We start from the raw sequence: 19,217 nt of genomic DNA, 5'->3' as shown, positions 1-19,217 counted from the left end.
GACCTGACCATGCGCGCCGAAATCCAGAACATCGTGGCCGAGATCCAAAAATCGCTGGAGCTGCTGGCCCAGCGTATGGACTATGAAACCGCGCCGCACCGGCTGGAGGAATTCAACGCCCGCGTCGAGGACCCCAACCTGTGGGACAACCCCGAAAACGCGCAGAAGCTGATGCGCGAACGGCAGGTTCTGGTCGATGCCATCGAAACCTACGAGTCGATCAAGACTGATCTGAACGACAACACCGAACTGATCGAACTGGGCGAGATGGAGGACGACGAAGAGGTCGTCAAGGATGCCGAAGAGGCCCTGAAGAAACTGCGCGACAAGGCGGCCGAAAAAGAGCTCGAGGCGCTGCTGGACGGCGAGGCCGACGCCAATGACACCTTCCTTGAAATCAACGCGGGCGCCGGGGGGACCGAAAGCTGCGACTGGGCTTCGATGCTGGCGCGGATGTATGTCCGCTGGGCCGAGAAGAAGGGCTACAAGGTCGAACTGCAGTCGGAAACCCCGGGCGAAGAGGCGGGGATCAAGTCGGCGGCCTACAAGATCTCGGGCCATAACGCCTATGGCTGGCTGAAGTCCGAAAGCGGCGTGCACCGGCTGGTGCGCATCTCGCCCTATGACTCGGCGGCCAAGCGGCACACGTCGTTCAGCTCGGTCTGGGTCTATCCGGTGGTGGACGACAATATCGAGATCGAAGTGAACCCGGCCGATATCCGCGTCGATACCTACCGGTCCTCGGGGGCGGGCGGTCAGCACGTAAACACCACAGACTCGGCGGTGCGGATCACCCACATCCCGACCGGCATCGTGGTGACCAGTTCGGAAAAATCGCAGCACCAGAACCGCGACATCGCTATGAAGGCGCTGAAATCGCGCCTGTACCAGATGGAACTGGACCGCCGCAACGCCGAGATCAACGCCGCGCACGAAGCCAAGGGCGATGCCGGCTGGGGCAACCAGATCCGGTCCTATGTCCTGCAGCCCTATCAGATGGTCAAAGACCTGCGCACCAGCTACGAGACGTCGGACACCAAAGGGGTCCTGGACGGTGATCTGGATGCATTCATGGCAGCCACTCTGGCCCTCAAGGTCTCGGGCAAAAGCCGGGCCGAGGCGCAGTCGGACGACTGATGCCGCGCAGTTGAACTGCGTGGAAAAGATATATCCAAAACACCGGGTTTAAATGCACACATGGGGTCGCTAGGCTGAGCGCAAGCAAAGCTCGGACGTAACCCCATGAACCTAAGCGATACTTCAGCCGCTGATCTTCTCGAGAAACTCGCGACAGGGCATTTGTCAGCCGCTGAGTTGATGCGCGCGACGCTCGACCGGATTGCCCAGGTGAACGGGCAGGTCAATGCAATCGTCGCGCTGCAGGACGAGGATGTGCTTATGGCACAAGCCCGGGCCGCCGACGAAAAGTCGGGCCGCGGGCCGCTTCATGGGCTTCCGATTGCCGTCAAAGACCTGGTCAATGTGGCTGGCATCGCGTCGACCCAGGGGTCGCCGGTTTTTCGCAATCACGTCCCAGCCGTCGACGACCTGATCGCAGCACGGTTGCGGGCTGCCGGGGCTATCCTGATCGGAAAGACGAACACACCGGAGTTCGGGTTGGGCTCGCACACCTTCAATCCGGTCTATGGCGCAACCCGGAACCCATACGATCCGGCCCGGTCCTGCGGTGGGTCGTCGGGTGGCGCAGCGGTGGCCTTGGCCACTGGGATGGTCGCGCTGGCGGATGGGTCGGACATGATGGGCAGCCTGCGCAATCCGGCCGCGTGGAACAACGTGTACGGTTTCCGGCCCAGCTGGGGCCGGGTTCCCTCGGAACCACAGGGTGATTTGTTCCTGCACCAGCTCTCGACCTTGGGACCGATGGCCCGCAGCCCGCAGGATATCGGACTATTGCTGGATGTGATCTCTGGCCCCGATCCGAGGCAGCCTTTGAGCGTTCCCTGCGAACCCGTCACCCCATTGTCTGTCGAAAGCCTGGACGGGATGCGGATCGGATGGCTGGGAGATTGGGGAGGCGCATTCCCGACTGAGGAAGGGATTTTGACCCAATGCAGCAACGAGTTGGCGATTTTTGAAGGCCTCGGCGCAACCGTCGAGGACGTACCGCCGCCCTTCGATGCCGAGCGCCTGTGGGACAGCTGGATCACCCTGCGGTCGTGGAACGTGGCAGCAAGTCTGCTGCCTTTGGCCGACCGGAAAGACGTCCTGAAGGACACCGCGCAATGGGAGCTGGAGCGGGGTCTGGCCCTGACGGCGATGGAGGTCCATGCAGCCAGCGTCATCCGTTCGGATTGGTACCGTCGGGCGGTTGAACTGTTCGCCGCGTATGATGCGCTGGTGTTGCCGGCGGCTCAGGTGTGGCCGTTCCCTGTAGACCAGCCGTATCCGCGCAGCATTGGTGGGGTCGCGATGGACACCTATCATCGTTGGATGCAGGTGGTCACGCCGGTCAGCCTGATTGGTCTGCCTTGCCTTTCGATACCGGCGGGGTTTGGCCCCGGAGGGCTGCCGATGGGAATGCAACTGTTCGGGCCGCGCGGCAGCGACGCGCAACTGCTGGCTTTGGGGGCCGCCTATCACGCCGTGACGCATTGGCCGCAAAAACGCCCGGCCATGGCCTGAGGGCAAGGGGAGGAGAAACGGAACATGGAAAAGCCATTCGGAGTGCCAACGCTGAAACCGGCGGATATCGGCATGTTGCGCACGGCGCTGCATCGCGCCTGGCAGGATTATCGCCGCGCACCGGTCTTTGGCCTGCTGTTCGGCGGCTTCTACGTTCTGGTCGGGTGGTTGATGGCCTGGGTAACCGTGCAAACGGGCACCTCGTTCTGGCTGGTGCTGGCTGCCATCGGCTTTCCGCTGATCGGGCCATTCGCCGCCGTGGGTTTGTACGAGGTATCGCACCGGCTCGAGCGGAATGAGCCTTTGGACTATGGCGCCATCTTCGGTGTCGTGATCCAGCAGAGCCGCCGTCAGTTGCCGTCGATCTGCGCGATCATCGTCGTGATGTTTCTGTTCTGGTTCTTTCTCGGCCACATGATATTTGCGCTGTTCATGGGGCTGTCGACAATGACAAACGTGTCGTCATCGCTTGAGGTATTTCTGACACCCAACGGTCTGGCCATGCTGGCTGTCGGCACTGCTGTAGGCGCGATCTTTGCCATCCTGCTTTACATGATCACCGTGTTGTCGATCCCGATGCTGCTGGACCGGGAACTCGACTTCGTCACTGCCATGATCTCAAGCTATGCATATGTCAGCGTGAACAAGCGGGTCATGTTGGGCTGGGGTGCCTTCATTGCGGTCACGACCTTTGTCGCCATGGTGCCCTGGTTTTTGGGATTGCTGATCGTGTTGCCTCTGTTCGGTCATGCCAGCTGGCACCTGTATCGGCAGATCACCGAAGACGATGCAGCGGCGGGGCCGGTCGCCGAGCCGGCCCAAGCCTAGGTTCTCGGGGTCAGGAATCAGGCACTTCGCGGCCCATGTCGACCAGCATCTGACGCAGACGTCCCGCGCCGGGCAGGTTGGCTTCAAGCGCATGGACATAGGCGTGGGTCAGAAAAAAGCTCCGGGCGTCGTCGTCCTGCTGGCTGGCGGCGGCCAATTCGTACAATTCAGCCAAAGCCGTGATGTCACCCGCCGCATGCGCCTGCAGAAGGCGGGTGTGCAGGTCGGTCATTCAGCGGCCAGTTCGTTGCGATGTGCCATCAGACGCTGCGCCACCCAGTCGTGGAACAGATGGGTCGGCCCGTCCATCGCCGGCGAGAAATGTCCGCCGTCAAACCCCGGCGCCGCGCGGCCACGCTGCATCCCTTCTACGACGAACACATCCTCTTCAAAGACCACTTTCCACTGCTCGGCATTGCGGGCGCGCAGATCCGCATCGGTATCCGGCGCCGAATAGAACAGGTGGATGTGTTCCGAGGTCCGGTTCTGGGCCTCGGGCCGCAGAATGATGGCGAAGGCGTGGTCCCGGTGCACGCCCAGCAGCACGTTGGGGAAGGCGGCAATGTATTCGGCTGCGGTGTCCCATTTCTCGCTGAGACCTTCGAAATCGGGAAAAACCCGACCGTCCTCAGTTTTCAGTTGCCGATAGACCAAGGTTCCCTGACCGGAATAAAGGCCGGGCTCCTGGATGTGATAGTGATCCTCAAGCCGCGAGTAACTGTTCAACCCGGGATGCACCCACGGCAGGTGATAGCTTTCACAGTAGTTCTCGACCGCCAGCTTCCAGTTGCAATTGACGTCCAACCGAAAGGAACTTTCCGGGCCGCCGTGGTACAGCGGCTTGTCGAACTCGGCCCAACGCTCGATCAGCCTGGCGTTGGCATCCTCGAACGTCGGCGCGTCGCCCGAGACGTTGATCCAAACCACGTCGCGCCATATATGGCTACGCACCTCGATCAGGCCGAGTTCCGATTTGCTGACCGCGTTATGTGCGTTCTGGCCCGGGCCGCCCACATGCGGCGTGGCGACCAGCCGGCCTTCGGTGGAATAGCACCAGCTGTGATAGGGGCAGCGAATGGCGCCTTCGATCTTGCGGGGCTCTTCGACCAGGATCATGCCGCGGTGACGGCAGATATTCTGAAACACACGGACCGTACCGGAACGGTCACACAGCAACAGGAGCGGAATACCCATGAACTCCAGCGGAACCGCGTCACCGGGCTCGGGGACATCGGCGGTGACCGCGAGACCGGCCCAGCCATCCAGCAGCAGGGCGCGAGTTTCTTCGGCGTGCAGGGCAGGGTCCGTATAATGTGCGTTGGGCAGGCCCAGAGCGGTTTCAATGCTCTGACGAACAGCCGACAGTTCGGTTGGGGTGCTGGCCATCTGGTTCTCCTCGCTTCTCCACCAACCTAGGCATCCGGGGCCAGCCCTCGCTTACACTTCTGCGACTCCGGCTTTTCTCACAACGACATGCACGGGAGTTTGGGCGGTTTCCTATGTCCGGCGCGCCAGTCTTGCTGCCTCCAGCGTTGCCCGGAAATCGTGGCCCAAATGGCGGATTTCCAATCTGTAGATGTGCGGAGTAGCCGCAGAGTGCTCCATGCACGAACCGATCCAGACGCCGTTGCCATCGGTCATGTCCTTGCGGATCACCATCGTCTTGCTGTCACGACCAGCCTCGCGCGACAAGACTGCGTAGATATTGGGTCCGGCGCAGGCGGCGAAGCCACGAAGTTCACGGCCCGTGGCGGAACGCGTACCGGCCATGGCCGGCGGCAGGAAGCCGCGCAGGACAGCACACTGATGCAGGTGCCGGGTTTGAACCAGCCAATGATGGGCGCGTGGATCGGCTTCGCCGCCATGTTGCGTCACAAGATAGACGCCGCTTGGAAACGTGTCCTCGGTCAAGGCTGCCAGTCCGGGCCGAAGGAACTGAACCACGCTTTCAGGCAGGTCACAGCGCCGGGGCGCGGGGATTTCCTCAAGCGGTTTCAGCAGAATGCGGGCGTCCACGTCAAAGAACCGGCAGATCCGGTCCAGAACGTCCGGGCGTGGAAAACTCTCGCCAGAAAGATACCGGTTGAACTGCGTTCGGTTGACGCCCAGCTGTCTGCACAGTTCGGCGACCGAAGGATAGCGGTCGGCAAGCTGCCTGAGATTCGCCCCCAGCATGCTGCGCAGCTCGGCGGGCGTGCGAGTGTCTACGGCCATGTCTCACTCTGGTTTGCAACGGTTCGGGAAACACGACCGGAGCGGCCAGAAAGGCCGGTTGCCAGTCAAGAAATCGTAAAATTGACCCCATGGAACACGCAGCTTGCGTATTCTGGTCCAAGCGTAACGCGCTCAGGCGCGAACGCAATAGGCATTAAGCCCATTTGTATGGTCTTTTTCCTGTCAGTGCTCAGTTGTGCACCTGCAGGAAACGATCCGAAAACGCAAAACGCCCCGTCGATCTGCGCGACGGGGCGTTTTGATGGGTTCGCGAAAAATCAGTTGCCGCGCAGCAGGGCCGCGACGCCTGTCCGTGCAACCTCGACAGAGCCCAGCGGGCGCATCAGATCGGCAAATGCATCGATCTTGTCCGGCGCGCCGGTGATTTCGAAGATGAACGAATTCAACGTGCTGTCCACGACATTGGCCCGGAAAATGTCGGCAAGGCGCAACGCCTCGACCCGCTTGTCGCCTTCGCCGACGACCTTGATGATGGCCAGTTCCCGTTCGACCGAAGGGCCTTCGACTGTCAGGTCATGCACGTCATGCACCGGGACGATACGGCCCAGCTGAGCCTTGATCTGTTCGATCACCTGCGGTGTACCGGTGGTGACGATCGTGATGCGGCTGAGGTGCCCGGTGTGGTCGACCTCGGCCACGGTCAGGCTTTCGATGTTGTAGCCGCGCCCCGAGAACAGCCCGATGACCCGGGCTAGAACCCCCGGTTCGTTTTCGACCAAAACAGCAATCGTGTGGCGTTCCTGCACGTCCGAGAAGGTTGGGCGCAGGTTGTAGGCCGAGTGGCGGGTGGAACCTTTTTTGATATGTAGGGCAGACATTTACGTCCCTTTCTTCAACTTTCGTGCGCCGGAAACCGGCAAGGGGCGATGGATCGATCAGACCAGAACCGAGCCCTTGGAGTCGATCACACCCTTCGTTTCGGCCTCGCCCAGCAGCATCTCGTTATGGGCCTTGCCCGACGGGATCATGGGGAAGCAGTTCTCGTGCTTTTCGACGAGGCAGTCAAAGATCACCGGACCGTCGTAACTGATCATCTCCATGATCGCGTCATCCAGATCGGCGGGGTCTTTACAGATGATCCCCTTGGCCCCGAAGGCCTCGGCCAGCTTGACGAAATCGGGCAGGGCCTCGGACCACGAATGCGAGTAGCGTTCGCCATGCAGCAGTTCCTGCCACTGGCGCACCATGCCCAGGCGTTCGTTGTTCAGGATGAACTGCTTCACCGGCAGGCGGTATTGGACGGCGGTGCCCATCTCCTGCATGTTCATCAGCCAGCTGGCCTCGCCCGCGACGTTGATCACCAGTGCGTCCGGATGTGCCATCTGCACACCAATCGAAGCCGGGAAGCCATAGCCCATCGTGCCCAGCCCGCCCGAGGTCATCCAGCGGTTGGGGTCTTCGAACCCAAGGAATTGCGCTGCCCACATCTGGTGCTGGCCCACCTCGGTACAGACATAGCGATCGTGATCCTTGGTCAGCGCCTCGAGCCGTTCCAGCGCGTATTGGGGTTTGATCGCCTTTTCGCTGTTGGTGTAGGCAAGGCAGTTGACCTTGCGCCAGTCCGAGATCTGAGATTGCCACTTGGCGATCGCTTCGGTGTTGGTTTTGCGGCCACGCGCTTTCCAGACCTTCAGCACGTCTTCCAGAACATGCGCCACGTCCCCTACGATGGGGATGTCCACCCGGATCACCTTGTTGATCGAGGACGGGTCGATGTCGATATGCGCCTTTTTCGACTTGGGCGAAAACGCGTCGATACGCCCCGTGATCCGATCGTCGAACCTGGCGCCGACATTGATCATCAGATCACAGTCATGCATGGCCATGTTCGCCTCGTAGAGGCCGTGCATGCCCAGCATCCCGATCCAGTTCTTGCCCGATGCGGGGTAGGCGCCCAGTCCCATCAGGGTCGAGGTGATGGGGAACCCGGTCGCGTCGACCAGCTCGCGCAGCAGTTGGCTGGCAGCGGGGCCTGAGTTGATCACGCCGCCGCCGGTGTAGAACACGGGCCGCTTGGCGGTTTCGATGGCGGCGACCAGTTCGGTGATCTCTTCGATGTCGCCCTTGAGCGCCGGTTGATAATGCGAGGTCGATGGTTTCGGCGCGTTGTATTTGCCGGTGGCAAACTGAACGTCTTTGGGGATGTCGATCAACACAGGACCGGGACGGCCCGCGGTGGCGACATGAAACGCCTCGTGCATGGTTTCCGCCAACGAGTTGGTGTCTTTGACCAGCCAATTGTGCTTGGTGCAGGGCCGGGTGATGCCCACCGTGTCCGCCTCTTGGAACGCATCCGAGCCGATCATGAACGTCGGCACCTGACCGGTCAGAACCACGATCGGGATCGAATCCAGAAGCGCGTCGGTCAGGCCGGTTACCGCGTTGGTCGCGCCGGGCCCCGAGGTCACCAGTGCGACACCGGGTTTGCCGGTTGAACGGGCGTAGCCCTCGGCGGCATGTATCGCGCCCTGTTCATGCCGCACCAGGATGTGACGGATGTCATTTTGCAGAAAGATCTCGTCATAGATCGGTAGCACGGCGCCGCCGGGGTATCCGAATACCGTGTCCACGCCCTGATCCTTGAGGGCCTGGACCACCATCTTTGCGCCGGTCATCTCACGTGTCATCTGCTTTGCTCCGTTCGCGACATGTGTCTTGCGTTTGACAAAAAAAAGCCCCCGAAGTTTCGGAGGCGCATGGGTTCGATTATGGTTTACCGTTACCGGCCCATGCGCGTGGTTCCTACGATTACGACTAGCGTTCTCATCGCCAGAGGCTCCTTTTTGCGTGGGGCAGACATTATGGGCGGCGCGAAGGGGCGTCAACAGGCAATCTGGCCAATTTCCTGACTCTGATGTCGAATTTTGCGACATTTTGTTGCGCAGATTGCCGCATGTGGAGAAATTTCCGGAAATACTGGCCGAGTTTTGCCGAGTTCCGAGCGGTGGTCGAGGTCAGAATGCGTCAGAGCGATGTCTGAAACGGGCATGATGCGGGGTCCGGGCTGGGTCAGGCTGGGGCTGCGAACAAGTCAGGGAGGACGGCATGCTGGTGGATCTGGTAGACCTAGGGCGCTATCCGATCGATCGTCCGAATTCGGCGGCCTATGATCGGTTGATCGATGACATTCGTCGTGACCTCGACAAAGATGGTTGCGCAGTTTTACCCGGATTTGTCCACGAAGACGGGTTGAGTCAGTTGCTGACCGAAGCCGAAGCCGTCGCGCCGAGTGCGCATCGCAGTTTCAACCGGACCAACGCCTATTTCACCAAGGACGATCCCCGCTTTGGTATCGCCCACCCGATCCGTCGGTTCTATGACCGGTCGAACGCCTTTGTTCCGGCCGACAATTTCCCGTCTACCGGCCCCCTGCGCAGAATCTACGAGTTCGAAGGATTTCTGCCCTTCATCCGCGACGCGTTGAATGAACCCGCGGATCGGTTCTTTCGCTACGATGATCCATTGGCGGATGTGATCATCAACGTGGTCGAAGAGGGGCAGGGCTTTCCGTGGCATTTCGACACGAACAACTACACGGTTACTCTGGCGATCCAGAATGGCGAGCAAGGCGGCGCCTTTGAATACGCGCCGAACCTGCGCACCGCTGAGGAGGAGAACTTTGACAAGGTGGCCTCGGTTCTAGACGGCAATATGGGAATGGTGCGCCAGTTGGAGCTCAATCCCGGTGATCTGCAGATCTTTCGGGGGCGCTATTCCTTGCATCGCGTGGCGCCAGTGTCGGGTGCACGGCCGCGCTACGTGGGGATATTCTCCTTTGTCGAGGCCGAAGGCATGTGTGGCGGGGTCGAGCGTACCCGGCAGCTCTATGGCCGTGTGCTGCCGTGTCATCGCGACAGGGAGGGGGTGCGAAACGATGAGCTTCTGGACTGACCCGTGCTAGGGTGGAGCAGTCAGATCCTGCCAGGGAGTGCAAGGTGCCACGTATTGTTCAGCTGACCCCCTTTGTCTTGTGTTCCTCGCTGAGCCGACAAATTGCATTCTACTGTGATCGTCTGGGTTTCGCGTGTGGGTTCACGCAAGACAACTATGCTTTTCTCAGGCTTGGCCCGGTTGCAATTCGCCTGCTGGAATGCCCGCCGCGCGCGGATGACTTGCCGCTGGGCCACGAGCAATCCTTCTATATCGATGTCGAGGATATAGACGACTTGTACGAAAGCCTGCGTCCCAAACTCGAAGACCTGCCCGAAGGGCGGGTTCGTGCGCCATTCGATCAGCCATATCAACAGCGAGAGTTTCACGTTCTGGATGAGGACGGCACGCTGATCTTTTTCGGCGAAGGAATCCGTTGAAGCGCGGAAGCTGCGCTGATGGCGCGGCCGTCAGAAGGCCACGCCGGTTCCTTGCAGAACGCCATGTTCCAGCGCGTATCGGGTCAGGCCGGCGGTTGATGAGATGCCCAGCTTGCGCTTGATGTTTTTGCGATGGGTTTCGACCGTGCGAACCGAGATATCCAGCGCCAGCGCGACTTCCTTGTTCGACTTGCCCTGCGCCAGTTCCAGGAGGATCGTCTGCTCGCGTCCGGTGAGCGCTTCGCGCGCCGCATCCTCTTTCGGTTCCAGCGATCCGATCGCCCCGGTGCACAAATACCGCTCTCCCCGCATGACCGCGTCTATGGCCTGCTTGATTTCGTCCGTCGGCACATCCTTGAGAACATAGCCTTTGGCCCCATGGCTCAATGCGGTCGAGATGTACTCCGGGCTGTCATGCATCGAAAGAATGAGAATGCGGGTGTCGGGCAACTGTTCTAGGATCAGCTCCGTGGCGCTGAGCCCCCCGAGCCCCGGCATGTTCAGATCCATCAGGATGACATCGGGCTGCAAGTGCGCGGCCTGATCCACCGCGTCTCGGCCATTGCCCAACGTGCCGACGACTTTGATGTCGTCAAAACTCTCGAGGATCGACTGGATGCCCTCGGCGACCATGGGGTGATCATCGACGATAAGGACTCGGATCGTTTCGGTCATCAGGAACCGGCCTTTCCTTTGGGTGTCGCGTCTTCCTGCGGCGGCAAAAGGTGGCTCAGCGGCAGGCTGACTTCGATCACTGTACCACTTTGTGCGCCGCGTGATGACAGGATACGCAGGGATCCGTCAAGCTGTTCTATGCGCTCTTGCATGTTGCGCAGCCCGATCCCGGTGCTGACCCGGCCCGGTCGTGACCGAAGGCCACGGCCGTTGTCGGTGATGCGCATGGTCGCGCCCTTCTTGTGGCCGCGCAGGTCGATCGTGACGCGGGTTGCGCCAGAATGGCGTTCGATATTCGTCAGCGCCTCTTGCGCGATACGGTAGAGGGCGATCTTGCTGTCCTGGTCAAGACGATTGCGGAACACGACGGTCGAGAACTCGGTCTCGATCCCGGTCCGTTCGCGGAAATCATCGGTCAGCGCCTTCAGGGCCGGGCCAAGGCCCAAGTCATCCAATACGCCGGGCCGCAGGTCGCGACTGATGCGACGCACTTCGGTAATCGCGGTGCCCAGGTTGTCGATGCCCTTGTCCAGCGGCGCACGTGCGCCGTCATGATCGCCCTTGGACAGGCGCCGCCGGGCATTGTCCAGCGCATAGCGCACCCCGACCAGGATCTGGCTGATCCCGTCATGCAGTTCACGCGCCACGCGGCCGCGCTCTTCCTCCTGCGCGTCGATGACCCGCTTGGTCAGTTCCTTCAGCTTGGCATCCGCAAGCCGGCGTTCGCGGATGTTCAACAGCATCCCCGAGGCGAAGACGATCAGAACCGCCGCCAGAACGATACCGCCGATATACAGGAACGTGCGTTGTACGCGCGCTTCGACTTCGGCGCGGGCATTTGCAACGGTGGCCACGATGTCGTCGATGAATACACCGGTTCCCACGGCCCAACGCCAATCCTGCAGGCCGACGACATAGGCGATCATCATCGCCTCTTCCCCGGTCGAGGGCTTCTGCCACATGAAACTGTGCCATCCGGCACCCTGCCGGGCCAGGCGGATGAACTCGTCGACGACCGGAACACCCTCGCTGTCCGTCAGGCCTTCCCAGTTCTGATTGATGAACTCAGTCTGGCGCGGGCTGACAAGGTTGTTGCCGTCATAATCATATACGAAGAAGAACCCGTCCTTTCCGTAAATCATCGCCGACAGGATCTGGGTCACCAGATTCTGGGCGACCTTGTCATCCGGAGACGCGCGTCCGTAGATATAAGCGAACCCGTTTCGGGCCTGTGTCACGTAATTGCGCAGCTCTTCCTTCTTGGCCTCGATCAGCCGACGTTCCAACGCCTTGATCTCGCGTTCAGCCGTCGCGCGGGCTTCGTAGGCCACCATGACCGCGATCGCGGCCACGGCCACGACCAGCGGAATGGCCGCAACCAGCGACAGCTTCTGAGCGTAGGTCAGTGAAAGCAGAGCGCGGAGTTTCCCCATGGTCGAATCGATACGCAAGCGGGGGTGAAATTGCAAAGAGATTGGGCATTCCGGTGCTCGAAACGCCCAGGAGTCGCGGTTCGCGGGTCAAAATGAGCCCCTCAATTGCGCGTTCCGCAGAAAAAACCATCTGATCTACGTAGTAATAGGTATTCCTTTTCAAACGGCCTTCATTAGGGTGACGCTACCGTAAACGACTGGCTCGGGCGCTGCCTGAGTCGTGACTATGAAGGGGAGGATTACTCTTATGGATCGTCGTAAGTTTCTAAAGACGTCGGCACTGGGCGGCTCGGCCGCAGCGGCAACCGCATTGGCGGCACCCGCCTATGCGCAGGGCAAGCGCACGCTGACCATGGTTACCTCGTGGGGCCGCGGTCTGGCTGGCGTGTTCGACAGCGCGCAGCGTTGCGCCGACAGCATCACCGCAATGTCCGACGGCAACCTGACGGTTGACATCAAGGCAGCGGGCGAACTGGTGGGCGCGTTCGAAGTGTTCGACGCCGTCTCGTCGGGTCAGGCTGACATGTACCATGCCGCCGACTATTACTTTGTCGGTCAGCACCCGGGCTACGCGTTCTTCACGGCCGTTCCGTTCGGTATGACCGCGCAGGAACTGGTGAACTGGTACTATTTCGATGGCGGCATGGAGCTGCATGACGAACTGGGCCAGATCTTCGGCCTGAAATCGTTCCTGGCAGGCAACACCGGTGCGCAGGCCGGCGGCTGGTACTCGAAAGAGATCAACAGCCCCGAAGACTTCAACGGCCTGAAGTTCCGTATGCCGGGTCTGGGCGGCAAGGCGCTGGGCAAGCTGGGTGCCTCGGTTCAGAACATTCCGGGTTCGGAAGTGTACCAGGCGCTGTCCTCGGGTGCCATCGACGGCACCGAGTGGATCGGTCCCTGGGCCGACGAAAAGGCCGGTTTCCAGGAGATCACCAAGATCTACTACACCGCTGGTTTCCACGAGCCGGGCGCAGGCCTGTCGCTGGCCACCAACCGCGACGTGTTCGAAAGCCTCTCGCCGGCGCACCAGAAGATCATCGAGATTGCTGCCGCCGAAGCGCACCAGTGGAACCTGGCACAGTTCCTGGCCAACAACGGCGCGGCGCTGCAGCGTCTGCAGGCCGGTGGCGTGAAGGTCATGGAGTTCCCCGACAGCGTCTGGGATGCCTTCGGACAAGCCAGCCAGGAAGTTCTGGCCGAGAACATGAGCGACGAGCTGTTCAAGAAGATCCACGACAGCGCGATGGCATCGATGAAGGCCTCGTCGTCGTGGCTGAACATGTCGTCGGGCGTCTACACCGCGCAGCGCGACCGCGTTCTGGGCTAACTGGCCGTCTGGCAATCAAACGGTTTCCCCGCCACGTGCGGGGAAGCCTTTCCTGTTGCAGATGCGCGGATCGCACGGTTTTCCGCTATAATCAGCGTCGCAACCAACGGGACCTGGGGACATTATGCAGGACGAAAACGGTATCTCGTTCTTCGGCGCCCTGTGGAACGGACTGGTCTGGTTCGTTCAGAGCATCGCCGAAGCCTTCTATAATTTCGGATACGCCATCACGCATCCGCAGCTGTGGCTGAACTGGTCGGACAAAGAAGCAATTATGCGCTTTGTCTACTACGGCGGGTCGGTCGAGTTCTTTTTCGTGGTCTTCACGATCTTCCTCGTGCTGACCGCGATCGGGCTTTACTTCCGCGGCTTCATGTGGGGCATGGTGCGCGTTTTGGAAGGGTTCGCCAACACGACCGGGCGCTTCTTTGCCTGGGCGGGCCTGCTGATGGTGATCCAGCAAATCGTCATCGTATTCATGCAGCGTGTGTTCGCGCGGCCTGACATGGCGTTTGGTCTGGGTATCCCGTTCCAGATGGATATCAGCTGGTATGCCGAAGAGCTGAAGCTGTACAACGCGCTCGTCGTTTGCCTGTGCTGCACGTACACATTCGTGCAGGGCGGCCACGTCCGTGTGGACCTTGTTTATGCCGGCATCTCGCACCGGGCCAAGCGCGTGGTCGACATGCTGGGCTCGATCCTGTTCATGATGCCCATCGCCGTGCTGACCTGGATGTATGGCTGGTACTTCATGTGGCGTCACCTGATCGTGCCGAAGCCCTCGGCCAGCGACACGCTGGATCGGCTGGTGATGAAATCCCGCGCGCTGCGCTGGAACGTCGAAACCATCGGCTTCAGCCCCAACGGCTTCAATGCCTACTTCCTGTTCAAGATCCTGCTTGTGGCCTTTGCCGCGATGGTGTTCCTGCACGCGATCGCGTTCTTCTACCGGTCCTATCTCGAATATGTCGAAGGCCCGGAAAGCGCTGGAAAATACCTCGACAAGGACAGCCTTGGCGAGGGTGAAGAAGCCTACGAAGGCACACATTAAGGACGGAGACCAAGACAATGCTATTCGGACTTGATGGCGTCGAGATAGGCCTCATTATCGTATTCCTCTGCCTGTTTGGCGGAATTCTCAGCGGCTTTCCGGTGGCGTTTGCCATTGGCGGGGCCGGCATCATCTCTTTCGGGATCATCGCCGCGCTGGACAGCGCCGGATTGCTGATCCACCAGGCGATCGACACAAGCTCGCAAGCCTATCGGGACATCGTGAATTCGGGCGTGAAACCCGATGTGATATCCGTGTTCCGATACCCGGACCTGCCAAGGATCGCCGAGCCGGTCTTTGTTCAGGGTTGGGAAACCGCGTTGGACCGCAACGTGTCCTTCATCGTGAACCGCATCAACGAACGGGTTCTGGCCGGTCAGTCGATCGAGACTCTGCTGGCGGTGCTGATGTTCGTGCTGATGGGCATCACGCTGGAACGCTCGAAAATCGCCAACGATCTGCTGACCACAATGGCGCGCGTCTTTGGCCCGCTGCCGGGCGGTCTGGCGGTGTCGATCGTGGTCGTGGGGGCATTCCTGGCGGCCTCAACCGGGATTGTGGGCGCGACCGTGGTGACGATGGGCCTGCTGGCCCTGCCGACCATGCTGCGCAACAACTATTCGCCGGAACTGGCGACGGGCGTGATTGCGGCCTCGGGCACGCTGGGGCAGATCATTCCGCCGTCGATCGTGATCGTTCTGCTGGGCACGCTGGCGGGTGACCTGTATTCGACGGCGCAGGAGACTCGCGCGGTCGAAGCGGGCTGTACCGACGCGCTGACCTATCTGGGCGAGCCGGCCGTGGTTTCGGTTGGTACGCTGTTCCAGGCGGCGCTGCTGCCGGGGATCATGCTGGCGCTGCTCTATGCGCTTTATGCCTTTGGCTACGCGCTACTCAACCCGCACAAGGCACCTGCGGTCGAACTGTCAGGCGGCAGCGGCGAGCCGATCACCCGCTCGGAAGGCCTGACCTGGCTTCTGGGTGCCCCTGTCGCTCTGATCGTGGGCGCGGTGCTGCTGGGCAACCTGGGCGCCATCGGCAGCCAAAATATCACGGTTTCGGGCTTCTCGGATATCGGTGAGGCAGCCACGCTGCGCACCAACGTGTCCGAAGAGTGCAAGGCCTCGATGATCGAACTGCATGGTCAGGAGGCCTGGGACATGGCCGTGGCCGAGCAGGAAGCCATCGACGCTGCCGGCGGAGTGTCCGAGTCGCAGCGACTGAGCGAGGAAGAACTGGCCGCAGCGCGTGAAGCCAAGATCGCCGCCGCGGCTCCGATCGGCACCGGTGTTGCGGTGATTGTCGTGCTGCTGGGTCTGACGCTGGTGATGGGCCGGGGCATTGCGCCGTCGCAATCGCCGCAGCCGTTGATCGTGGGGGGGATCGGGCTTGTCTTGATGCTGCTGGTCGATGTGCTGCTGATCGCGCCGACCACCTCGTCGGGGGCCACGTTCCTGCTGTTGGCGGTGCCGTTCGCGCTGGCCATGTATGGCTGCAAAGCCGCGGCGGCGCGCTGTGCCACCAATGATCTGATCCGCGTGGTTTTCCCGCCGCTGGTTCTGATCATCGCGGTTCTAGGCTCGATCCTGGGTGGTGTGACCAACCCGACGCCGGCTGCGGCGCTGGGGGCAGGCGGCGCTATCATGCTGGCGGCCTATCGCAAGCTGCAGGATCAGGGGCGATCCGGCAAGGTGATCATCTGGTCGACCTTCGCGGTCGTCATCTGCCTGTTGATGGGCGTAAACTTCGATCTGCGCGTCAACCAGGGTGGCGTGACCGTGGAAAGCTGGATCGCGTTCATCCTGGCCTACGCCGCGTATCTGTACGCGCTGTTCGGGCTGCTGTTCGCGTGCTGGGTGCTGTTCACCAGCGGTGTTCTGACTCCGGTGGTGCGGGAAACCGCCAAGGTGACCTCGATGGTCTTCACCATCCTGATCGGCTCGCAGCTGCTAAACCTGGTGGTGATCTCGTTCGGCGGGGAACACTACATCCAGCAGTTCCTCAAAAGCTTTGACAACGAGTTCACGGTCTTCCTGATCGTGATGTTGGTGCTGTTCATCCTGGGCTTTGTGCTGGACTTCCTCGAGATCATCTACATCGTGATCCCGATCGTGGGTCCGGTGATCTATGGCGGGTCGTTCGACCCGAAATGGGTGACGATCATGGTGGCGGTGAACCTGCAGACCTCGTTCCTGACACCGCCATTCGGGTTTGCGCTGTTCTATCTGCGCGGCGTGGCGCCGAAAGAAGTGACGACGGGCCATATTTACCGCGGGATCATCCCCTTCGTGTTGATCCAGGTGGTGGGCATCGGAATCCTGTGGTTCTTCCCGTCGATCGTGACGATCGTGCCGGACCTGATTCCGAACTGATCGGTGATGGCGTTATCAAACTGAAAAGGGGGCCGCGAGGCCCCCTTTGCTTTGGTCCCGGCTGACGCCGGTTGTCAGGTGAACTGGATCAGGTCCCAACGGTTCCCGAACGGATCCTGCCAGACGGCAACGATGCCATAGGGTTCATGGCGGGGCTCTTCCTCGAACCGGACCCCGTTGGCCAGCATGTCTGCGTGATCGCGGGCGAAATCATCGGTTCTGAGGAAAAACCCGACACGACCACCGGTCTGATTACCGATTGCGGCCCGTTGGCTGTCTCCGTCAGCCTTGGCCAACAGCAGAGCTGCCCCTTCGCTGCCGGGGGGCGCAACCAAAACCCATCGTTTGCCTTCGCCAAGATCGACGTCCTGGGTCAGCCGGAACCGAAGCGTCTTGGTGTAGAACGCGATCGCGTCATCATAGTCCGGCACCACCAGGGTGACGGCGTGCAAACCTTGCTGCATCAGAATTCAACCTTTGGTGGGGTGGCGATCGGGAAGTTGGATATTCGCGACCTGCTCGGCAATCGGAGCCGTCGAAAGCGGGTGATGCGTTGAGTCGGTGAACGCCTCCGGGTCGTCCACACGCTGCCACCCGCCTTTCACATAGACCTCGAGCCCGGCGAATTTCACCTTGTAGCCCATCTTGGGGCTGCCGGGGACCCAATAGCCCAGATATACATATGGCAGCCCGGCCTCGCGCGCGATGTCGATATGATCGAGGATCATATAGGTTCCCAGCGAGCTTTGCGGCTGGTTCGGGTCATAGAACGAATAGACCATGCTCAACCCGTCATCCAGAACATCGGTCAGGCTGACGGCGATCAGGTTTCCGGTTTTGGGGTCGGCATATTCAACGACGCGGCTGCGGATCGGGGTCTCTTCGATCATCGCGGCGAATTCGAACACGTCCATATCCGCCATGCCGCCATCAGCGTGCCGTGTGTCCAGGTACCGCCGAAACAGCTCGTACTGGTCGTCGGTGGCCCAAGGTGAGGTCGCGCGTCGCTGAAGGTGCGCATTGCGCCGCGCCGCGCGTTTCTGGCTTTTGGTCGGAGAAAAGGCCGAGACGTCGATCCGGGCCGACAGGCAGGCCGCACAATCGGTGCAAGAGGGCCGGTACAGAACGTTTTGAGACCTGCGAAAACCCTGCTGCGACAGAGAGTTGTTCAGCTGATCCGCGCCTTCGCCCTGCAGGGCGGTGAACAGCTTACGCTCGATCCTGCCCTCGAGATAAGGGCAGGGCTGTGGTGCAGTCACATAGAACTGCGGCGCAATCGGCAGCGTGTGTCGCATGAAGGCCCCGTGTTTCCTCGGGGCCGATGATAGCAACCGTTTCTGGGGTCGCCAAGTCCCAGAAACGGGCCGTGTCAGGCGCGCTGGTTCAGCATTACGGTGCCGAGGAAGGCATCGGTCAGGCCCTGGTTGCGGGCACTGGTCAGCATCATGATGACCGAGATGATCTGCAGGATCGGAAACGCCATGCTGACAAAGTAACCGGCTGTATGCGCGACGGCCTTGCCGGTATCCATGCGTTCGCCAAATGCGTCGCGCAGCTCGATCCCCATAAAGCGCATACCCAGCGTGGCAGACCCGTTTGCGATGGTGACGACACGGTAGATGAAACTGACGACCGCATAGATCAGCGCGATGACGAACAGGCCCATACCGAAGGTCAGCAGAATGGCAACCGTGCACAGCAGCGAAATGAAGGCGATATCGAACAGCCACGCGAAAAAGCGTTTGATCGCCACGGATTTGTAGAAGTCCGGCTGACGATCCGGGTCGGGCAGATGAGACATGAAGGAATTTCCGGTCGGTTGTTGAGGTTTGCCCTGTCCCACAGAGAGGGGCAGGGCGGTAGGGTATCAGGCGGTTTCGTCCTTGTCGTCCGCCGTATTCTCCTGAGTGCGTTCGTTCATGAACTGGTCGAACTCGGCCTTGTCCTTGGCTTCACGCAGGCGGTGCAGGAAGGCTTCGAAATCCTGTTGTTCCCGTTCCAGGCGGGCCAGCGTGTCTGCCTTGTAGGCGTCGAATGCGCTGTTGCCCGAGGGCTTCATCGCGCTCATGTGACTGTGCCAGGAATGGCGGCGGCTGCAGGATTTGCTGAACATGCGTTTGCTCCAGATCATATAGGCCAGAAGGGCCAGGCCAACGGGCCAGAAGAAGATGAAACCAAGGACCATGGCAGCGATCCAGGCGCCTTTGCCCTTGTCGTCAAGCCAGGCCTCTGCACGGTGCAACCATCCCGGGTTGCGGGGGACGGCGTGTTCGGACAATGCGGTCATTTGGGCTCTCCAGGTTGATGTAAATTGTGTTCACATTGATCTAGATGGGGTGG

At 60.7% G+C, this 19,217-nt stretch carries 19 protein-coding genes; 8 read left to right on the top strand and 11 right to left on the bottom strand.

Going from position 1 to position 19,217, the window contains the following annotated elements:
• The first annotated feature begins 9 nt into the window (after positions 1 to 9).
• The 3 genes from prfB (at position 10) to ACR3EK_RS09230 (ending at position 3,471) form a co-directional block, all read left to right on the top strand.
• Complete coding sequence (prfB, locus tag ACR3EK_RS09240; RefSeq protein ID WP_480633218.1) at positions 10 to 1,137, top strand: peptide chain release factor 2; 1,128 nt, start codon at positions 10 to 12, stop codon at positions 1,135 to 1,137.
• Positions 1,138 to 1,242: 105 nt separating this feature from the next.
• Positions 1,243 to 2,643, top strand: a complete 1,401-nt coding sequence (locus ACR3EK_RS09235) for an amidase (protein WP_480633217.1) — start codon at positions 1,243 to 1,245, stop codon at positions 2,641 to 2,643.
• 24 nt (positions 2,644 to 2,667) lie between these two features.
• A complete protein-coding gene (locus ACR3EK_RS09230; RefSeq protein ID WP_170338670.1) occupies positions 2,668 to 3,471 on the top strand; it encodes a DUF2189 domain-containing protein in 804 nt (267 codons plus the stop codon).
• Between the two features lie 10 nt (positions 3,472 to 3,481).
• Here the strand turns inward: ACR3EK_RS09230 and ACR3EK_RS09225 are convergent, their stop codons facing one another.
• From ACR3EK_RS09225 to ACR3EK_RS09205, 5 genes are all read right to left on the bottom strand, one after another.
• Positions 3,482 to 3,703: a hypothetical protein gene (locus tag ACR3EK_RS09225; RefSeq protein ID WP_170338672.1), complete on the bottom strand. Its 222-nt coding sequence runs from the start codon at positions 3,701 to 3,703 to the stop codon at positions 3,482 to 3,484.
• A complete protein-coding gene (locus ACR3EK_RS09220) occupies positions 3,700 to 4,857 on the bottom strand; it encodes an aromatic ring-hydroxylating oxygenase subunit alpha (RefSeq protein ID WP_480633216.1) in 1,158 nt (385 codons plus the stop codon). Before ACR3EK_RS09220 ends, ACR3EK_RS09225 begins: the two co-directional genes overlap by 4 nt.
• A gap of 111 nt (positions 4,858 to 4,968) precedes the next feature.
• A complete protein-coding gene (locus ACR3EK_RS09215; RefSeq protein WP_254429924.1) occupies positions 4,969 to 5,685 on the bottom strand; it encodes a helix-turn-helix domain-containing protein in 717 nt (238 codons plus the stop codon).
• A gap of 278 nt (positions 5,686 to 5,963) precedes the next feature.
• On the bottom strand, positions 5,964 to 6,524 hold the full coding sequence (ilvN, locus tag ACR3EK_RS09210; RefSeq protein WP_170363268.1) for an acetolactate synthase small subunit: 561 nt from the start codon (positions 6,522 to 6,524) through the stop codon (positions 5,964 to 5,966).
• Between the two features lie 57 nt (positions 6,525 to 6,581).
• The gene (locus tag ACR3EK_RS09205; protein WP_480633215.1) at positions 6,582 to 8,333 is read right to left on the bottom strand and encodes an acetolactate synthase 3 large subunit; all 1,752 of its coding nucleotides are present in this window, start codon (positions 8,331 to 8,333) and stop codon (positions 6,582 to 6,584) included.
• Between the two features lie 418 nt (positions 8,334 to 8,751).
• Here ACR3EK_RS09205 and ACR3EK_RS09200 point away from each other — a divergent pair, with 418 nt between their 5' ends.
• Both ACR3EK_RS09200 and ACR3EK_RS09195 read left to right on the top strand, forming a co-directional pair.
• Positions 8,752 to 9,597, top strand: a complete 846-nt coding sequence (locus ACR3EK_RS09200; protein WP_170366237.1) for a HalD/BesD family halogenase — start codon at positions 8,752 to 8,754, stop codon at positions 9,595 to 9,597.
• Between the two features lie 44 nt (positions 9,598 to 9,641).
• Positions 9,642 to 10,016 carry a bleomycin resistance protein gene (locus ACR3EK_RS09195; RefSeq protein ID WP_170449697.1) on the top strand — a complete coding sequence of 125 codons (375 nt, stop codon included), beginning with the start codon at positions 9,642 to 9,644 and terminating at the stop codon, positions 10,014 to 10,016.
• Positions 10,017 to 10,046: 30 nt separating this feature from the next.
• Here ACR3EK_RS09195 and ACR3EK_RS09190 read toward each other — a convergent pair whose 3' ends face one another.
• Both ACR3EK_RS09190 and ACR3EK_RS09185 read right to left on the bottom strand, forming a co-directional pair.
• The gene (locus tag ACR3EK_RS09190) at positions 10,047 to 10,691 is read right to left on the bottom strand and encodes a response regulator transcription factor (RefSeq protein ID WP_170449700.1); all 645 of its coding nucleotides are present in this window, start codon (positions 10,689 to 10,691) and stop codon (positions 10,047 to 10,049) included.
• A complete protein-coding gene (locus ACR3EK_RS09185) occupies positions 10,691 to 12,124 on the bottom strand; it encodes a cache domain-containing protein (protein ID WP_170338684.1) in 1,434 nt (477 codons plus the stop codon). The genes ACR3EK_RS09190 and ACR3EK_RS09185 overlap by 1 nt, the downstream gene beginning before the upstream one ends.
• A gap of 247 nt (positions 12,125 to 12,371) precedes the next feature.
• On the opposite strand from ACR3EK_RS09185, the gene ACR3EK_RS09180 reads away from it, so the two are divergent.
• From ACR3EK_RS09180 to ACR3EK_RS09170, 3 genes are all read left to right on the top strand, one after another.
• Positions 12,372 to 13,454: a TRAP transporter substrate-binding protein gene (locus tag ACR3EK_RS09180; RefSeq protein WP_093962346.1), complete on the top strand. Its 1,083-nt coding sequence runs from the start codon at positions 12,372 to 12,374 to the stop codon at positions 13,452 to 13,454.
• Positions 13,455 to 13,578: 124 nt separating this feature from the next.
• Entirely contained in the window at positions 13,579 to 14,505 is a 927-nt protein-coding gene (locus ACR3EK_RS09175) for a TRAP transporter small permease subunit (protein ID WP_170338177.1), read from the top strand.
• Positions 14,506 to 14,522: 17 nt separating this feature from the next.
• Positions 14,523 to 16,877, top strand: a complete 2,355-nt coding sequence (locus ACR3EK_RS09170) for a TRAP transporter large permease subunit (protein ID WP_170338179.1) — start codon at positions 14,523 to 14,525, stop codon at positions 16,875 to 16,877.
• Between the two features lie 74 nt (positions 16,878 to 16,951).
• Here ACR3EK_RS09170 and ACR3EK_RS09165 read toward each other — a convergent pair whose 3' ends face one another.
• From ACR3EK_RS09165 to ACR3EK_RS09150, 4 genes are all read right to left on the bottom strand, one after another.
• Positions 16,952 to 17,341 carry a VOC family protein gene (locus tag ACR3EK_RS09165; protein ID WP_480633214.1) on the bottom strand — a complete coding sequence of 130 codons (390 nt, stop codon included), beginning with the start codon at positions 17,339 to 17,341 and terminating at the stop codon, positions 16,952 to 16,954.
• 6 nt (positions 17,342 to 17,347) lie between these two features.
• A complete protein-coding gene (locus ACR3EK_RS09160) occupies positions 17,348 to 18,172 on the bottom strand; it encodes an arginyltransferase (protein ID WP_093962342.1) in 825 nt (274 codons plus the stop codon).
• A gap of 74 nt (positions 18,173 to 18,246) precedes the next feature.
• Positions 18,247 to 18,678 (bottom strand): RDD family protein, encoded by a 432-nt coding sequence (locus ACR3EK_RS09155; protein WP_093962341.1) that lies wholly within the window; start codon positions 18,676 to 18,678, stop codon positions 18,247 to 18,249.
• A gap of 66 nt (positions 18,679 to 18,744) precedes the next feature.
• Positions 18,745 to 19,164, bottom strand: coding sequence for a DUF2852 domain-containing protein (locus ACR3EK_RS09150; RefSeq protein ID WP_170370632.1), 420 nt, complete (start codon positions 19,162 to 19,164; stop codon positions 18,745 to 18,747).
• Positions 19,165 to 19,217: the final 53 nt, after the last annotated feature.

Source organism: Ruegeria sp. BC8 (assembly GCF_056535705.1).
Note: the sequence above shows the minus strand (reverse complement) of the source record. Positions and strands in the feature narration are given on the sequence as shown.

What these genes read in the sequence shown, in the direction of transcription:
- prfB (WP_480633218.1), top strand. Translation starts at nt 10, where the DNA reads ATGCGCGCCGAAATCCAGAACATCGTGGCCGAGATCCAAAAATCGCTG.
- ACR3EK_RS09235 (WP_480633217.1), top strand. Translation starts at nt 1,243, where the DNA reads ATGAACCTAAGCGATACTTCAGCCGCTGATCTTCTCGAGAAACTCGCG.
- ACR3EK_RS09230 (WP_170338670.1), top strand. Translation starts at nt 2,668, where the DNA reads ATGGAAAAGCCATTCGGAGTGCCAACGCTGAAACCGGCGGATATCGGC.
- ACR3EK_RS09225 (WP_170338672.1), bottom strand. Translation starts at nt 3,703, where the DNA reads ATGACCGACCTGCACACCCGCCTTCTGCAGGCGCATGCGGCGGGTGAC.
- ACR3EK_RS09220 (WP_480633216.1), bottom strand. Translation starts at nt 4,857, where the DNA reads ATGGCCAGCACCCCAACCGAACTGTCGGCTGTTCGTCAGAGCATTGAA.
- ACR3EK_RS09215 (WP_254429924.1), bottom strand. Translation starts at nt 5,685, where the DNA reads ATGGCCGTAGACACTCGCACGCCCGCCGAGCTGCGCAGCATGCTGGGG.
- ilvN (WP_170363268.1), bottom strand. Translation starts at nt 6,524, where the DNA reads ATGTCTGCCCTACATATCAAAAAAGGTTCCACCCGCCACTCGGCCTAC.
- ACR3EK_RS09205 (WP_480633215.1), bottom strand. Translation starts at nt 8,333, where the DNA reads ATGACACGTGAGATGACCGGCGCAAAGATGGTGGTCCAGGCCCTCAAG.
- ACR3EK_RS09200 (WP_170366237.1), top strand. Translation starts at nt 8,752, where the DNA reads ATGCTGGTGGATCTGGTAGACCTAGGGCGCTATCCGATCGATCGTCCG.
- ACR3EK_RS09190 (WP_170449700.1), bottom strand. Translation starts at nt 10,691, where the DNA reads ATGACCGAAACGATCCGAGTCCTTATCGTCGATGATCACCCCATGGTC.
- ACR3EK_RS09185 (WP_170338684.1), bottom strand. Translation starts at nt 12,124, where the DNA reads ATGGGGAAACTCCGCGCTCTGCTTTCACTGACCTACGCTCAGAAGCTG.
- ACR3EK_RS09180 (WP_093962346.1), top strand. Translation starts at nt 12,372, where the DNA reads ATGGATCGTCGTAAGTTTCTAAAGACGTCGGCACTGGGCGGCTCGGCC.
- ACR3EK_RS09175 (WP_170338177.1), top strand. Translation starts at nt 13,579, where the DNA reads ATGCAGGACGAAAACGGTATCTCGTTCTTCGGCGCCCTGTGGAACGGA.
- ACR3EK_RS09170 (WP_170338179.1), top strand. Translation starts at nt 14,523, where the DNA reads ATGCTATTCGGACTTGATGGCGTCGAGATAGGCCTCATTATCGTATTC.
- ACR3EK_RS09165 (WP_480633214.1), bottom strand. Translation starts at nt 17,341, where the DNA reads ATGCAGCAAGGTTTGCACGCCGTCACCCTGGTGGTGCCGGACTATGAT.
- ACR3EK_RS09160 (WP_093962342.1), bottom strand. Translation starts at nt 18,172, where the DNA reads ATGCGACACACGCTGCCGATTGCGCCGCAGTTCTATGTGACTGCACCA.
- ACR3EK_RS09155 (WP_093962341.1), bottom strand. Translation starts at nt 18,678, where the DNA reads ATGTCTCATCTGCCCGACCCGGATCGTCAGCCGGACTTCTACAAATCC.
- ACR3EK_RS09150 (WP_170370632.1), bottom strand. Translation starts at nt 19,164, where the DNA reads ATGACCGCATTGTCCGAACACGCCGTCCCCCGCAACCCGGGATGGTTG.